The sequence below is a fragment of the Pseudorhodoferax sp. LjRoot39 genome (genome assembly GCF_964253035.1).
Classification (GTDB): domain Bacteria; phylum Pseudomonadota; class Gammaproteobacteria; order Burkholderiales; family Burkholderiaceae_C; genus Pseudorhodoferax.
The window spans coordinates 7097936-7112305 of the sequence record NZ_CAXUQL020000001.1; the positions used below are offsets into that span (position 1 = coordinate 7097936).

General features: G+C 70.0%; 12 protein-coding genes. 3 read left to right on the forward strand and 9 right to left on the reverse strand.

Annotated elements, in window-relative coordinates; translation table 11 throughout:
• Window positions 1–42: 42 nt before the first annotated feature.
• Together ACSQ4M_RS33190 and ACSQ4M_RS33195 are read left to right on the forward strand one after the other, a co-directional pair.
• Window positions 43–1308, forward strand: a complete 1266-nt coding sequence (locus ACSQ4M_RS33190; RefSeq protein WP_436193605.1) for a TRAP transporter large permease — start codon at window positions 43–45, stop codon at window positions 1306–1308.
• 59 nt (window positions 1309–1367) lie between these two features.
• Complete coding sequence (locus tag ACSQ4M_RS33195) at window positions 1368–2354, forward strand: TRAP transporter substrate-binding protein (protein ID WP_436193606.1); 987 nt, start codon at window positions 1368–1370, stop codon at window positions 2352–2354.
• A gap of 22 nt (window positions 2355–2376) precedes the next feature.
• Here ACSQ4M_RS33195 and ACSQ4M_RS33200 read toward each other — a convergent pair whose 3' ends face one another.
• Window positions 2377–3378, reverse strand: a complete 1002-nt coding sequence (locus ACSQ4M_RS33200) for a LacI family DNA-binding transcriptional regulator (RefSeq protein ID WP_436193607.1) — start codon at window positions 3376–3378, stop codon at window positions 2377–2379.
• A 194-nt stretch (window positions 3379–3572) separates the two neighbouring features.
• Here ACSQ4M_RS33200 and ACSQ4M_RS33205 point away from each other — a divergent pair, with 194 nt between their 5' ends.
• Window positions 3573–5126 (forward strand): long-chain-fatty-acid--CoA ligase, encoded by a 1554-nt coding sequence (locus tag ACSQ4M_RS33205; RefSeq protein WP_436193608.1) that lies wholly within the window; start codon window positions 3573–3575, stop codon window positions 5124–5126.
• A 3-nt stretch (window positions 5127–5129) separates the two neighbouring features.
• On the opposite strand, the gene ACSQ4M_RS33210 is transcribed toward ACSQ4M_RS33205, so the two are convergent.
• The 8 genes from ACSQ4M_RS33210 to ACSQ4M_RS33245 are packed head-to-tail and all read right to left on the reverse strand — an operon-like array spanning window position 5130 to window position 13705.
• Complete coding sequence (locus tag ACSQ4M_RS33210) at window positions 5130–6122, reverse strand: Bug family tripartite tricarboxylate transporter substrate binding protein (protein ID WP_436193609.1); 993 nt, start codon at window positions 6120–6122, stop codon at window positions 5130–5132.
• 17 nt (window positions 6123–6139) lie between these two features.
• Window positions 6140–7276 carry a CaiB/BaiF CoA transferase family protein gene (locus ACSQ4M_RS33215; protein WP_436193610.1) on the reverse strand — a complete coding sequence of 379 codons (1137 nt, stop codon included), beginning with the start codon at window positions 7274–7276 and terminating at the stop codon, window positions 6140–6142.
• A complete protein-coding gene (locus tag ACSQ4M_RS33220; RefSeq protein WP_436193611.1) occupies window positions 7273–8286 on the reverse strand; it encodes an NAD(P)H-dependent flavin oxidoreductase in 1014 nt (337 codons plus the stop codon). Before ACSQ4M_RS33220 ends, ACSQ4M_RS33215 begins: the two co-directional genes overlap by 4 nt.
• 2 nt (window positions 8287–8288) lie before the next feature.
• Window positions 8289–9263 (reverse strand): NAD(P)H-dependent flavin oxidoreductase, encoded by a 975-nt coding sequence (locus tag ACSQ4M_RS33225; RefSeq protein WP_436193612.1) that lies wholly within the window; start codon window positions 9261–9263, stop codon window positions 8289–8291.
• Window positions 9264–9279: 16 nt separating this feature from the next.
• Window positions 9280–10818, reverse strand: a complete 1539-nt coding sequence (locus ACSQ4M_RS33230; protein ID WP_436193613.1) for an ABC transporter substrate-binding protein — start codon at window positions 10816–10818, stop codon at window positions 9280–9282.
• A 38-nt stretch (window positions 10819–10856) separates the two neighbouring features.
• Window positions 10857–11894, reverse strand: coding sequence for an ABC transporter ATP-binding protein (locus ACSQ4M_RS33235; RefSeq protein WP_436193614.1), 1038 nt, complete (start codon window positions 11892–11894; stop codon window positions 10857–10859).
• Window positions 11895–12890 carry an ABC transporter ATP-binding protein gene (locus ACSQ4M_RS33240; RefSeq protein ID WP_436193615.1) on the reverse strand — a complete coding sequence of 332 codons (996 nt, stop codon included), beginning with the start codon at window positions 12888–12890 and terminating at the stop codon, window positions 11895–11897.
• Window positions 12890–13705: an ABC transporter permease gene (locus ACSQ4M_RS33245; RefSeq protein ID WP_436193616.1), complete on the reverse strand. Its 816-nt coding sequence runs from the start codon at window positions 13703–13705 to the stop codon at window positions 12890–12892. The genes ACSQ4M_RS33240 and ACSQ4M_RS33245 overlap by 1 nt, the downstream gene beginning before the upstream one ends.
• Window positions 13706–14370 lie beyond the last annotated feature (665 nt).

Genomic DNA, 14370 nt, shown 5'->3' on the forward strand with positions numbered 1-14370 from the left:
GTCGCCCCTGCCCCGCAACGCTGCCCCCTCCAGGAGAACCCCATGCTGATCTTCGGCTCCATGGCGATCACGCTCGCGCTGTCGATCCCGATCTTCGCGGTGATGGGCATCTGCGCCATGCTGGCGCTGCACAACGTCAAGATGGACTGGATCGCGGTGCCACAGAACGTGTTCGAGGCACTCGACTCCTTCGCGCTGCTGGCCGTGCCCTTCTACGTGCTGGCCGGCAACCTCATGAAGTCCGGCGGCATCTCGCGCCGGCTGATCGCACTGGCCATCGCGCTGGTCGGCTGGGTCCGCGGCGGCGTGGGCGCGGCCTCGGTGCTGACCTGCATGTTCTTCTCCACCATGTCGGGCTCGTCCTCGGCCACCACGGCCGCGGTCGGCGGCACCATGATCCCGGCGATGGAGAAGAAGGGCTACCCCAAGCCTTTCGCCGCCGCGTTGGTGGCAGTGGGCGGCGAGCTGGGCGCCATCATCCCGCCCTCGCTGCCCATGGTCATTTACGGCCTGGTGGCGAACGTGTCGATCGGCAGCCTGTTCATCGCCGGCATCCTGCCCGGCATCTTCGTCGGGCTGTCACTGATGGTCGCCGTGTGCGTGATGGCCAAGCTCAAGAACTTCGACGAGGTCAAGCGCGTCTCTCCCCGCGACTGGCTCCGCGGCCTGGGCAAGTCCGGTGCCGAGGCCGCGCTGGCGCTGTTGATGCCCATCATCATCCTGGGCGGCATCTACTCGGGCATGTTCACCGCGACCGAGGCCTCGGTGGTCGCCGTGGTCTACGGCCTGGTCATCGGCACCTTCGTCTACAAGGAAATCCGGCTGAGGGAGCTGGTCACCATCTTCAACGAGTCGGCGGTGATGACCGGCATGGTCATGCTGATCGTCGGCTTCGCCGCGCTGTTCGGCTACGCGCTGACGGTGAACCGCGTGCCGCACCATCTGGGCGAACTGATCGGCCACATTGCCAGCGGACCCATCGTGTTCCTGCTGCTCGTCAACGTGCTGCTGTTCGTGATCGGCACGTTCATGGAGGCGCTGGCCACCATCCTGATACTGGGCCCGATCCTGGCGCCCATCGCGCAGACCTACGGCATCGACCCAGTCCACTTCGGCATCATCATGATCATCAACGTGGCCACGGGCATGGTCACGCCGCCGGTGGCCGTCAACCTGAGCATCGCCAGCCAGATCTCCGGCGTCTCCATGGACGCGATGACGCGGCCGCTGCTGGTCTTCCTGGCGGTGCTGGTGTTCGATGCGCTGGTCATCAGCTTCGTGCCGGTGCTCTCGCTCGGCCTGCTCTGAGCGCAGCCGGCATTCCTTTTCCGTTCGCCCCCTCCCTCCCCCTTCACAAGGAACTCTCCATGACCTTCCGTTTTGCACGCTTCGTGGGCACGCTGGCCTGCGCCATCGGCTTCGCCGGCCTGGCCACCGCGCAGACCGCCGAGATGTCCGTCGGCCACGTGCTGGCCACGGCCAGCCACTACCACGCCGCGGCAACCAAGTTCGCCGAGGTCGTAAACCAGAAGTCCAAGGGCGCGATCAAGGCTTCGGTGTTCCCGGGCGGCCAGCTTGGCGGCGAAGTCAAGATGCTGCAATCGGCCCGCACCGGCACGCTGGACGTGGTCGTCACCGGTGAGGCGCCGCTGGAGGGTTTCGCCAAGGAATACGCGGTGTTCTCGTTCCCCTACCTGTTCAGCAGCGTGGACCAGATCAACGGCGTGCTGCAAGGCCCCATCGGCCGCGGCATGCTGGACCTGCTGCCCAAGTACAACCTGGTCGGCCTGGGCTTCATTTCGGCGCTGGAGCGCAACATCTTCACCAACGGCAAGGTGGTGAACACGGTGGCCGACATGAAGGGCCTGAAGATCCGCGTGATCCAGGGCCCCGGCTACGTCAAGGCCTACCAGGCACTTGGTGCGCAGCCCACGCCCATGGCTTACACCGAGCTGTACACGGCGCTGCAGAACGGCGCCGTGGACGCCGCCGAGAACTCGCCCGACGTGTTCCTGCAGGACCGCTTCATCGAGGTCTCCAAGACCTACGCCAACCTGAAGATCATGTACATGCCGGCCGTGATCGTGATGTCCAAGGCCAAGTACGACGCGCTGTCGCCCGAGATGCAGAAGGTGGTGCACGAGGCCACCGCCGAAGCCATCACCTTCGCCACCGCGCAGTACAAGAAGGACTACGCCGACGCCTTCACCGCAATGAAGAAGACCGGCGTGAAGATCGTCGAGCCCGACCTCAAGCCGTTCATGGACGTGGGCCGATCCGTGCACGGCGACCTGCTGGGCGAGTTTCCGATGGCCAAGCCCTGGTACGACAAGATCGTCGCCGCGACGAAGTAAGCGGCCGGAACGGTGCCGCCGCTCAGGCGGTGCCGCGCACCGCGGCCGTCGAGCCGCGGAGCACCAACTCGGACGGCAGCACCTGGTCCTCGACCGCCTGCCCGCCATCGAGCACACCGAACAAGGCCTGCGCGGCCAGTTCACCGATCTGGTCCGCACCGACATTGATCGTCGTCAGCGGCGGCTCGGAAAGCGGCGAGAAGTCGTCGTTGTCGAATCCCGTGATCGAGATGTCCTGCGGCACCCGCAGGCCCATGCGGCGCGCCTCGCTCATCACGGCCAGCCCGTACGCATCGCTGTTGCAGACCACCGCCGTGACCTCGGGGTGGTTCTCGCGCATGGCGCGAAAACTGCGGATCGCGTAGTCGAGCGAATAGCCGTGCGTGTCCTCGTAGATGCGCGGCTCCCCGGCGATGCCGGCACGCTCCAGCGCATCGGCGAATGCGCGGCGGCGCGCCTGCTGGCGGTCGTTGCCCTTCACCGGGCCCGAGAACATCGCGAACGCCCGGTGGCCCAGCCCCAGCAAATGCGTCATCACCTTCTCGGTGGCGGCGTAGTTGTCGTAGCCGATCGACGGAAACGGCGTGTGGGTCAGCGCCGAGTAGGTGCACACCGTGGGCACCTGCTTGTCGATCAGGTAGGACATCAGCTTGGGGTCATCGATGCGGCCGACCATCATCAGCGCCTCGACGCCGCGGTCCACCAGTTGGCGTACCGGCTCGAACACGCGGGAATTGTCGAAACCCACGGTCAGCAGCACCGACAGGTAGCCATAGCCGCTCATGCGCCGCTGGAAGCTCGACACCATGCGCGCGTAAAGGCCGTAGTCCATGGTCGGGAACACCGCGCCGACCATGCCGCTGCGCTGCAGCCGCAAGGCCTTGGCCGCAGGATTGGGCGTGTAGCCCAGGCGCAAGGCCACCGCCAGCACATGGTCGCGAGCCTCGTCGCGCACCGTGTGCGGCAGGTTGAAGGCGCGTGACACCGTCGCCACCGACACGCCGGCCGCCCTGGCCACGTCCATGACGCGGGGGCGTCGCGGTTTACTGTCCAAACGGTTCTCCACAGCGGTTGATGAGTCTGGGTCGATTATGTAATGCATTACACGGTTGCGAAGGTGGTCCACGCGCCCTGCATTCCGTCGCTTTGGACGATGCCGCGCGCGCAGGCCCGTCGCCATACTCGCCGCGCGCAAGAACCAAGGACGGAGACGCCCCCATGCAACTGACCCAAGCCCTGCACAAGGCCCTGCAGGAACGCCCACAGGCCGAAGCCCTGGTCTGCGGCCCACGCCGCAGCAGCTTCGCGCAGTTCGCCGACCGCGTCGCGCGGCTGGCGGCCGTGCTGCGCGGACTCGGCCTGGCGCCGGGCGACCGGGTCGGCCTGCTCGCCCTCAACTCCGACCGCTACGTGGAATACCTCTACGCCACCTGGTGGGCCGGCGGCGTCGTCAACCCCGTCAACATCCGCTGGAGCGCGCGCGAGGTCGCCTACTCGCTGGACGACTGCGACACGCGCATCCTGCTGGCCGATCACCACTTCGGCACCGTCGCGGCCGAGCAGCGCCAGCTCTCGACCAGCCTCAAGACCCTGGTGCACTTCGGCGACGGCCCGGCGCCCGCAGGCTTCGCCGACGCCGAGCCGCTGATGGCCGCCGCCCAGCCCATGGCCGACACGCGCCGCAACGGCAGCGACCTGGCCGCCGTGATGTACACGGGCGGCACCACGGGCCTGCCCAAGGGCGTGATGCTCTCGCACACCAACCTCTACGCGGGCCAGCTCTCGGCCAACATGGCAGCAAGCCGGCCCAACGAAGCGGTCGGCCTGAACATGGCGCCGATGTTCCACGTCGGCGGCGCCGGCCTCACGCTGCAGCTCATGATGCGGCTGGCCAGGCAGGTCATCCTGCCGGCCTTCGACGAAGTGGCCGTGCTGCAGGCGCTGCAAAGCGAGCGCTGCAGCGAGACCTTCATGGTGCCCACCATGCTCAAGCGCCTGATCGAGCACCCGCGCTTCTCCGAGTTCGACACCAGCAGCCTGCAACTGGTGCTGTACGGTGCCGCGCCCATCGACGACGCGCTGCTGCTGCAGGCGCTGGACAAGCTGCCGCGCGCACGCTTCTGCCAGCTCTACGGCATGACCGAGCTCTCGCCCGTGATCACGGCGCTGCCGGCCTGGTGCCATGCGCCAGAACAGCCGGCCGCACGGCGGCGCTCGGCCGGCCGGCCCGTGCCCATCGCCGAGGTGCGCATCGTCGACCGCGCCGGCCAGCCCGTGCCGAACGGCACCGTGGGCGAGATCGCGGCGCGCGGCCCCATGGTCATGCAGGGCTACTGGAACAAGCCCGAGCAGACCGCCGAGGTGCTGCGCGACGGCTGGATGCACACGGGCGACGGCGGCGTGATGGACGCCGACGGCTTCGTCTACGTGGTCGACCGGCTCAAGGACATGGTGGTGACGGGCGGCGAGAACGTCTACTCGGCCGAGGTGGAGAACGCCATCGCCCAGCTACCGCAGGTCTCCATGTGCGCCGTGATCGGCGTGCCCGACGAGAAGTGGGGCGAGCGCGTACACGCCGTCGTGGTGCTGCGCGCGGGCCAGGCCCTCACGGCCGAGGAACTCATCGCGCATTGCAGGCAGTTGATCGCGGGCTACAAGTGCCCGCGCAGCGTGGCGTTCGTCGACGCGATCCCGCTGTCGCCGGCCGGCAAGCTGCTCAAGTACAAGCTGCGCGAGCAGCACTGGGCCGGGCGCGCACGCCAGGTCGCCTGACGCTCAACTGTTCGCCGTCACGCCCAGCTCGCGGATCACCTTGCCCCAGAAGGCGTGGTCGCTGCGCACCAGCGCCGTGAACTCGTCGGTCTGCATCGCAGTGGGCACCATGGCCAGCGCCGCCACATTGGCCGCCAGCTCGGGGCTCTGCATGGCCTGGGCGATGGATTCGGACAGCTGCACCAGCAGCGCGCGCGGCACGCCGGCCGGCACGAACAGGCCGGCCCAGCCGAGCTGGTCGAAGCCGTCGTAGCCTTTTTCGCGCAGCGTAGGCAGCTCGGGCCGGTCGGCCATGCGACGCGTGCCGACGGAGGCAAGAAAGCGCAGCGAGGCCGCGTTGGCGCGCGAGCTGCCCGCATCGACGAAGGCGCAGCCGATCTGCTCGCCCAGCAGCGCGTTGATCATCGGCGCCGCGCCGTTGTAAGGCACGTGCACCATGTCCAGCCCGGCCTGGCGCGACAGCAGCAGGCCCCACAGGTGCGTGCTGGTGCCCGGCCCCCAGGAGCCGAAACTGAACTTGCCCGGCGCGGCCTTGACCGTGGCGACGAACTCCTCCAGCGTCTTGATGGGGCTGTTCCTGTGCACGGCCAGCATGCTGTAGGAGTCGGCGATCTTCGCCACCGCGCTGAGGTCGGTCAGTGGGTCGTAGGGCAGCTTCATGAGCCAGGGCACCTGCACCAGCGGCGCGTTGGTCAGCAGCAGCGTGTGGCCGTCCGGCTTGGAGCGCACCACCGCATTGGTGCCGATGGTGCCGACACCACCGGCCTTGTTCTCGACCACGACCGAGGTGTTCCAGCGCTCGCCCAGGCGCTGGCCCAGGCGGCGCGCGATCAGGTCGAGCGCGCCACCGGGCGCCGACGGCACCACGATGGTGACGGGCCGCGCGGGGTAGCCCTCCGCGGCCCGGGATGCGGGCAGCAACGCGGCGGCGGCGGTGGCCGCGCCGGTCCGCAGCAGGCTGCGGCGGCCGGGCCGCCAGAAGGTGGTGTCGTGCATGCGTGTCTCCTCGTGTGTCATGTGGCCGCCCGCGGACATCCTTGCAGGCGGGCGATCTCGTGCTGGGGCAGGCCCAGGGCGGCCAGCACCTCCTGGGTGTGGGCGCCGCGCGGCGGCACGGCGGCCAGCGGCGGCGAGGGCGTGGCGCCGAAGCGCGGCGCCGGCGCGGCCTGCAGCACGCCATCGACCTGCTGGTAGGTGCCGCGCGCGGCCAGGTGCGGATGGGCGGCTGCCTCGTCCGGTTGCAGAACGGGCGCCCAGCAGGCGTCGCTGCCGTCCAGCACCGCGCACCAGTGGGCGCGGTCGTGTTCGGCGAACAGCTGCGCCAGCTGCCGCGTCAGCTCCGGCCACAGCGCCGCGTCGTGCTGGCCATGCAAGAAGCGCGCATCGCCGTCCAGGCCCAGCCGCTGCAGCAACTCTGCGTAGAACTGTGGCTCCAGCGACGCCAGGTTGATCCAGCCGCCGTCGCGGCAACGGTAGCTGCGCCCGGCCCAGTGCGCCGCGTCGAACGCGTTCACGCCGCGCGCCATGCTGCCACCCCGGGCTGTGATGGACAGCAGCAGGCTCAGCATGTGGGCCGTGCCGTCGACGATGGCGGCGTCCACCACCTGGCCGCGGCCGTCGCTGCGCGCACGCAGGATGCCGGCCACCAGGCCCAGCGCCAGGTACAGCGCGCCGCCACCGATGTCGCCCAGCACCGTGCTCGGCGCCTGCGGCGGCTGGCCGGTGGGGCCGGCGAACCACAGCGCACCCGCCAGGCCCGTGTAGTTGCTGTCGTGGCCAGCGCGCTGCGCCAGCGGGCCGTGCTGGCCCCAGCCCGTCATGCGGCCATAGACCAGCTGCGGTCGGCGCGCCAGGCAGGGTTCAGGCCCCAGGCCCAGGCGCTCCATCACGCCCGGGCGCATGCCTTCGATGAGGCCGTCGGCGCTGTCGAGCAGGCGCAGCACCACCTCGGCAGCACCGGGGGCCTTGAGGTCCAGCACGATGCTGCGCTTGCCGCGCTGCACGATGGCGCTGGGCCGCGGCCCGTCGTCTCCGGGCCGCTCGATGCTGAGCACCTCGGCCCCCAGGTCGGCCAGCAGCATCGCGCAGAACGGCCCCGGGCCGATGCCGGCGATCTCCACGATGCGCACGCCCGCCAGCACCCCCGTCATGCGGCCGCCATCTCGGCACCAGCGCAGCGCTGCTGGAGCGCTTGCATCGCTGCACGTGCCTCTTCCACCAGCCGCGCGACGATGGCACCAGCCGGCTCGATCGCATCCGCGAAGCCCGCGGCCGGGCTCAGCGAGACGATGCCCTCGTCCACCTGGCCATCGCGGTACACGCGTTCGCGCGTGCGCGTGGACAGGATCAGGTCGCCGAAGTCCTCGTGCCGGCGTGCACCCTCCGCTTCCATCCTCTGCACCTCGCGCGCCGTGCCGTTGGCCATCACGCGCCAGGTGTCGTTCAGCGTGCCGAGGATGGCGATGGAGCCGTGCTCGTCCAGGTCCACGATGCGCTGCTTCACGGCCGCGTGCATCTCGACCTCGCTGGCCACCATGAAGCGGCTGCCCATGACCACGCCCTCGGCGCCCAGCGCCATGGCGGCGGCGATCTGCCGGCCGCTGCCGATGCCGCCGCCCAGCACCACGGGCACGCGCAGGCGCTGCACGGCCACGGCGCCGTTCACGAAGGTCGGCAGCTGGTTGGCGCCCGGGTGGCCGCCCTCCTCCATGCCGACCAGGGCCACCGCGTCCACGCCCAGGCGCTCGGCCGTCAGCGCGTGGCGCACGCTGGGGCACTTGTGCAGCAGCACGCCGCCGCCGGCATGGATGGGGCCGACGATCTCCTCGGGCGAGGTGCCGGCGCTCTCGAAGTGGCGCACGCCCTCTTCCAGCGCGATGGCGATCCAGGCCGGTGCGTCGCGGTTGAAGCCGGGCCGGCGCGAGATCGTGAGGTTCACGCCGAAGGGCTGGCCGCCCGTCAGATCGCGGCAGCGCCGCAGGTCGGCGCGGTAGGCCGCCAGATCGTCGAAGCTGCGCGGCGTGATGAAGCCCATGCCGCCCGCGTTGACCACGGCCGCCACCACACCCGAGCGACCCAACTGGTGCATGCCGCCCAGCAGGATGGGGTGGCGGATGCCGAACAGTGCGGTGATGCGGTTGCGAAACAGCGGCGCCTGCATGGTCAGGCCTCCAGCAGTGCGGCCGTAGCGCGCCGCGCCTGCAGGTACTCGCGCTCCAGCCCGTCCACCAGTGCGGCCACGGGCTGCACGGCGCCGACGGCCGAGACCGTGTGGCCCGCGCTCCAGATGTCGACCCAGCGCTTGGGGCCGCTGGCCTCCTTGCCGTGTTCGCTGAACAGCTCGCGTGCCCGCTCCGGCGTGACCGGCCCGCTGATCGCCTGCGGGTCCAGGCCGGCCGCCACCACCGAGGGCCGTAGCATGTTGGTGTCCAGGCCCGTGAAGGCGCGCGTCAGCATCACGTCGTCGAGCCGGCTGTCCACCAGCATCTGCTTGTAGCGGTCCACGGCCATGCTCTCGGGCGTGGCGATGAAGCGCGTGCCCATCATGCCCAGGTCGCAGCCCAGCACCCGCGCGGCCCACAGCGCCTCGCCGTCCGAGATGCCGCCCGACAGCACGATGGGGCCGTCGAACATGGCGCGCACCGCCCGCGCGAACGACATCCCATTGACCCAGCCGGTCTGCCCGCCCGCGCCGGCGCTCAGCAGCACCAGCCCATCGGCGCCGACCGCCAGCGCCTTCTCGGCATGGCGCACCGAGGCCACGTCGGCGAACACCAGGCAGCCCACGTCGTGCAGGGGCTGGACCACAGCCTCCGGCGAGCCGACGCTGGCGATCACCATCTCGACCTTGTGCTTGACCAGCACGCGCACGTCCGCGGCCAGCATCGCGGGCTCGCGCCGCATGATGATGTTGGGGCACACCGGCGCGGCCGGGCGCTCGCCGGCGGCACATTCGGTGGCGATGCGCGTGAGCCAGGCGTCGAGCTCGTCGGCGCTGCGCGCGTTGACGGTGGGAAACGAGCCGATCACGCCGCTGCGGCAGGCCGCCGAGACGAGGTCGGGGCCGGACACGCGCAGCATGGGCGCGGCGATCAGCGGCAGGCGCAATCGCGCGGCGATGGAGGAAGGCAGGCTCACGGCAGTTCCTTGGAAGTCATTGGCGCCACATGGATGCGAAGCGCACCAGGCCGTCTGGCACGACGGTCAGGTCTTTCACGTAGGGCTTGGTGACGATGGTGTCGGTCACGGTGTTGAGGTAGGCATAGGGCATCACCTCCTTGACCAGCACCTGCGCCAGCTCGGAGTAGACGGCGGCACGCTTGGCCGGATCGGCGGTGGCGCGGCCCTGCTCCAGCAGCTCGTCCACGCGCTTGCTGGTGTAGCCGCCGTAGTTGGACGAGGGGTTGATCTCGGCGCTGCGCGAGTGGAAGAAGCCGTAAGTGTTCGAGTCCGGATCGGCCCGCCCGGTGTAGCGGTAGATGCTGGCCTCGAACTGCTTGGACGACATGTTCTGCACCAGCCGGTTCTGGTCCAGCGGCACCAGTTCCACCTTCATGCCCACCTGCGCCCACATCTCCTGCAGCGACTGCACCTGGTGCCGCGTCTCGGGCGTGTTGTTGTAGCTCAGCGTGAACGCCACGGGCTTGCCGTACTCGGCCAGCAGCGCTTTGGCCTTGGCCGGGTCGTACTTGGGGTAGACATCGACCGGCTGCTTGATCTGGGCCATGCCGCGGCCGAACGGGCTGTAGGCCGGCGTGGGCACGCCGAAGCCCAGCGTGCGGTTGAGCAGGTCACGGTCGATGGCGTGCGCCACGGCCCAGCGCACGCGGATGTCGTCCAGCGGCGCCTTCTTGGCATTGAGGTACACCCCCTCGGCGCCGAAGCCGGCCGGCGACAGCACCACGTGGCGCTTGTCGGTCTTCATGGTCGAGACGAAGTGCATCGAGGGCTGCAGGATCACGTCGGTCTGACCCGACTTGAAGGCCGCCTCGCGCGTCTCGGAGTTCTGCATGCCGCGGAACACCAGCTTGTCCAGGTAGGGCTTGCCCTGCTGCCAGTAGTCGGGGTTGCGCTCGACCACGAAGCGGCTGTTGCGCACCCACTCGACGAACTTGAACGGCCCGGTGCCGACCGGCTTGGTGCCCACGCCCTGCGGATCGGCCTTGAACGCGGTGGGCGAGACCATGATGCCGGGCGCGTCCGCCAGGATGGTCGGCAGGCCGGCGTTGGGGCCAGCCAGCACGATCTCCACGGTCAGCGGGTCGATCACCTTCCACTCCTTGAAGTCGCCCATCTGCACCAGGCAGCGGCAGCGGTTGGCGGGGTTCGCCGTGCGCTCGAAGTTGGCGGCCACGGCCGCGGCATCCAGCGCCGTGCCGTCATGGAACTTGATGCCCGGGCGCAGCTTGATGCGCCAGGTCTTCAGGTCGTCGCTGGCCGTGAAGCTCTCGGCTAGGAAGGGCACGGTATTGCCCTTGGCGTCGATGTCGAACAGCGGCTCGTACACCGGCGTGGAGAGTTGCCGCTCGGTGAAGGTGCCGGTGCGGATCGGGTCGACGATGGCCGGGTCCTGCGCCAGGCCGATGGAAAGCGTGCCGCCGCGCTTGGGTTCGGCGGCGCCGCTGGCCGTGGCGGCCGCCAGCGCCGAGGCAGCCAGCAGCCAGTGCAGGACAGAGGGGGGAAAACGCAACATGTCCGTGTCTCCTGTGTTTCGAATCGAACGGGTCTGGCTCAGGCCACGCGCGCCAGCGGCGCCGCCGCGCTGGCGCCGGCCGGTAGCGGGTGGTGGCAGGCCACGAAATGGCCGTCGGTCGCGCCGCTGGCGGCGGCGATCTGCGGCTCCTCCTGGCTGCAGCGCTCGCTGGCGCGCGGGCAGCGCGTGCGGAAGCGGCAGCCCGAGGGCACGGCCAGCGGCGACGGCGTCTCGCCGCGCACCAGTGCCGGCCGCTGGGCGCGCCGGCTCGGCTCCAGCGTGGGCACCGAGGCCAGCAGCGTGGCGGTGTAGGGGTGGCGCGGCGCGTTGTACAGCGAGGCCGTGGGCGCGATCTCGCAGACCTTGCCCAGGTACATCACCATCACGCGGTCGCTGATGCCGCGCACCACCGAGAGGTCGTGCGAGATGAACAGCATGGTCAGGCCGAAGCGCTCCTTGGCGTCCTCCAGCAGGTTCAGCACCTGGGCCTGCACCGACACGTCGAGCGCCGAGACCGGCTCGTCGCAGACCAGCAGCTCGGGCCGCAGCACCAGCGCACGCGCGATGCTCACGCGCTGGCACTGGCCGCCCGACAGCTCGTAGGAGCGCCGGTTGCCGACCACCGCGCCGTCCAGCCCCACGCTCTGCAGGGTCTGCAATGCCGTGGCGCGGCGCGATGCCGCATCGCCGCGGCTGGCCACCTCCAGCGGCATCTGCACCACGTCGAGGATGGACTGCGCCGGGTTCAGCGAGGACATCGGGTCCTGGAACACCATCTGCATGCGCCAGCGCAGCGCGCGCAAGCCGGCGCCGTGGGCCGCGTAGACCGGCTGGCCATCGAAACGGACCTCCCCGCTGTCGGGATGCGGCAGCGCGAGCACGGCGCGCGCCAGCGTCGACTTGCCCGAGCCCGATTCGCCGACCACGCCCAGCGTCTCGCCGCGCAGCAGGTCGAACGACACATCCGAGAGCGCCTGCACGCGCCGGCTGCCCTTGGCGCGGTAGGTCTTGACGAGGTGGTGCGCGCTCAGCAGCGCGCCGTCGGGTTGGAGGTGTGCGGTGCCGCTGCCTGCCATTCATGCCTCCTGGGGTTGGGATACGGGCGCCCAGCACGCGAACGCACGGCCCGGGCCGGTGGCGGTGAAGGGCGGGCGCTGGGCCGTGCAGTTCGCCACCGCATGGCGGCAGCGCGGCGCGAAGCTGCAGCCGGCCGGCGGATGCACGAGGTCGGGCGGCGCGCCCTCGATCACGGGCAGCCGCGCGTGCGGCGCCGCCGTCATGCTGGGCACCGACTCCAGCAGCGCCTGCGTGTAGCGCATGCGCGGGCGCTGCAGCACGGCCGCCACCGGGCCGCGCTCGACCACACGGCCCGCGTACATCACGGCCACGTCGTCGCACATCTCGGCCACCACGCCCAGGTTGTGGGTGATCAGCACCATGGCCATCTGGTGCGCGTCCTGCAGCCGGCGCAGCAGCTCGAGGATCTGCGCCTGCACCGTCACGTCCAGCGCGGTGGTGGGCTCGTCGGCGATCAACAGGCGCGGCTTGCAGGCCAGCGCGATGGCGATCACCACGCGCTGGCGCATGCCGCCCGACATGCGGTGCGCGTACTCGCGGGCGCGCTGGCGCGGGTCGGGGATGCCCACTTCGTCGAGCAGCTCGACCGCACGCTCGGCCGCGGCTTTCGCGGAGAGATCGGTGTGCTGGCGCAGCACCTGCGCGATCTGCCGGCCGATGGTCAGCACCGGGTTCAGCGAGGTCAGCGGGTCCTGGAAGATCATCGCGATCTGGCGGCCACGCACCTGGCGCATCCCGGCCTCGCCGAGCTGGCGCAGGTCGCGGCCATCGAACACCACGCGCCCGCCGGGCGTGAGCGTGCGGTCGGCCGGCAGCAGGCCGATGATGCTGCGCGCCAGCACCGACTTGCCCGACCCCGACTCGCCCACCACGCCCAGCGTGCGGCCGGCACGCAGCGTGAACGACACGCCGTCGACCGCGCGCAGCACGCCCTGCGGCAGGTCGAAGTGGGTCTGCAGGTCCTCGACCTGGAGCAGTGGCTGGTTGGCATCCATCAGGCGGCTCCCGCGCGGCCGTCGTGGCGGCGCTGCACTTCCTCGCCCACGATGTTGAGTGCGAAGATGGTCAAAAACAGCATCAGCGCCGGGAAGAACACCGCGTGCGGCGCCTCCATCACGCGCGACTGCTCGCCGGCCATCATGCTGCCCAGCGAGGGCGCCGGCGGCGGGATGCCCAGGCCCAGGAAGCTCAGCGCGGCCTCGGCCAGCGCGGCGATGGCCACCAGCAGCAGGCCGTAGGCCAGCATCGGCGGGACCAGGTTGGGCAGCAGCTCGCGCCCGATGATGCGGGCGTCGCTCATGCCGGCCGCGCGCGCCGCGGTGACGAACTCCAGGCCCGCGAAGCGCAGCGTATTGGCGCGCGCGATGCGCGTGGTGGCCGGCACGAACACGATGCCCAGCGCGATCACCACCTTGGCCAGCGGCAGGCCCGGGTAGGCCACCATGGCGATCACCAGCACCAGTGGCGGGAAGGCCAGCAGCACATCGATGACGATGAGGATCACGCGCTCGATCCAGCCGCGGAAGTAGCCGGCGCACACGCCCACCACGGTGCCCACCACCAGCGCCAGCCCGACCGAGCCCAGGCTCACCATCAAGGTGATGCGAAAGCCGTGCAACGAGCGCGAGAACACGTCGCGGCCGAGCGAGTCGGCGCCGAACCATTGCGCCGCGCTGGGCGGTTTCAGCATGTCGGCCAGGCTCTGGTGCAGCGCATCGCGGATCGGCAGCCAGTCGGCCGTCAGCGCGGCCAGCAGCACGAGCGCCAGCCAGGCGAGTGCGATGCGGTAGACGGAACGGGGTTTGCGCATCTCAATGTCCTCCGGCGTTGCATTTGTGCAGCTGCGCGGCCGAGCGCAGCGATGGCCCGTGTGTGACCCCGCTCCCACCCCTGTGCCCACGCCGAGGAGCGCAGTGGCCTGGGCGGCGCGGGGAACCTCGCGCTTCGTTGACTGACTCATCGTGCTTGTTTGAGCGAAGTGAGCGCAGCGAACGCAGCGAGTTGCACGATGCGCCCAGGCCGCGAGCACCGCAGGTTGCCCGGAGCGCCAGCGCAGGGACAGGGGCACCGGGGCCGCCTTCTCTTTGGTTACTTTCTCTTGGGCGGTAGCCAAGAGAAAGTGACTGCGCTGCCGGGCGCACATCCCGGCCTCTGGTGCCAGCAAGAACAACTACGTTTGATCGACGTGAGGAGGTGGGGACTTCATCCCCACACCCCGACTGACTTTTCTTGCTTCGCCAAGAAAAGTAAGCAAAAGAAGGCGACCCCGGTGCCCCTGTCCCTGCGCTGGCGCTCCGGGCAACCTGCGGTGCTCGCGCCATGGGCTGCATTGCGCAACTCGCACCGTTCGCTTCGCTCACTACGCTCAAACAAGCGCAATGAGTCAGATGTTGAAGCGCGAGGTTCCCCGCGCAGCCCATGACGCTGCGCTCCTCGGCAGGGTCACAGGGGGAAGTCCCACACAGGCCATCGCTG

Coding starts and splice junctions, on each gene's coding strand:
- ACSQ4M_RS33190 (WP_436193605.1), top strand. CDS start 43: ATGCTGATCTTCGGCTCCATGGCGATCACGCTCGCGCTGTCGATCCCG.
- ACSQ4M_RS33195 (WP_436193606.1), top strand. CDS start 1,368: ATGACCTTCCGTTTTGCACGCTTCGTGGGCACGCTGGCCTGCGCCATC.
- ACSQ4M_RS33200 (WP_436193607.1), bottom strand. CDS start 3,378: ATGGACGTGGCCAGGGCGGCCGGCGTGTCGGTGGCGACGGTGTCACGC.
- ACSQ4M_RS33205 (WP_436193608.1), top strand. CDS start 3,573: ATGCAACTGACCCAAGCCCTGCACAAGGCCCTGCAGGAACGCCCACAG.
- ACSQ4M_RS33210 (WP_436193609.1), bottom strand. CDS start 6,122: ATGCACGACACCACCTTCTGGCGGCCCGGCCGCCGCAGCCTGCTGCGG.
- ACSQ4M_RS33215 (WP_436193610.1), bottom strand. CDS start 7,276: ATGACGGGGGTGCTGGCGGGCGTGCGCATCGTGGAGATCGCCGGCATC.
- ACSQ4M_RS33220 (WP_436193611.1), bottom strand. CDS start 8,286: ATGCAGGCGCCGCTGTTTCGCAACCGCATCACCGCACTGTTCGGCATC.
- ACSQ4M_RS33230 (WP_436193613.1), bottom strand. CDS start 10,818: ATGTTGCGTTTTCCCCCCTCTGTCCTGCACTGGCTGCTGGCTGCCTCG.
- ACSQ4M_RS33235 (WP_436193614.1), bottom strand. CDS start 11,894: ATGGCAGGCAGCGGCACCGCACACCTCCAACCCGACGGCGCGCTGCTG.
- ACSQ4M_RS33240 (WP_436193615.1), bottom strand. CDS start 12,890: ATGGATGCCAACCAGCCACTGCTCCAGGTCGAGGACCTGCAGACCCAC.
- ACSQ4M_RS33245 (WP_436193616.1), bottom strand. CDS start 13,705: ATGCGCAAACCCCGTTCCGTCTACCGCATCGCACTCGCCTGGCTGGCG.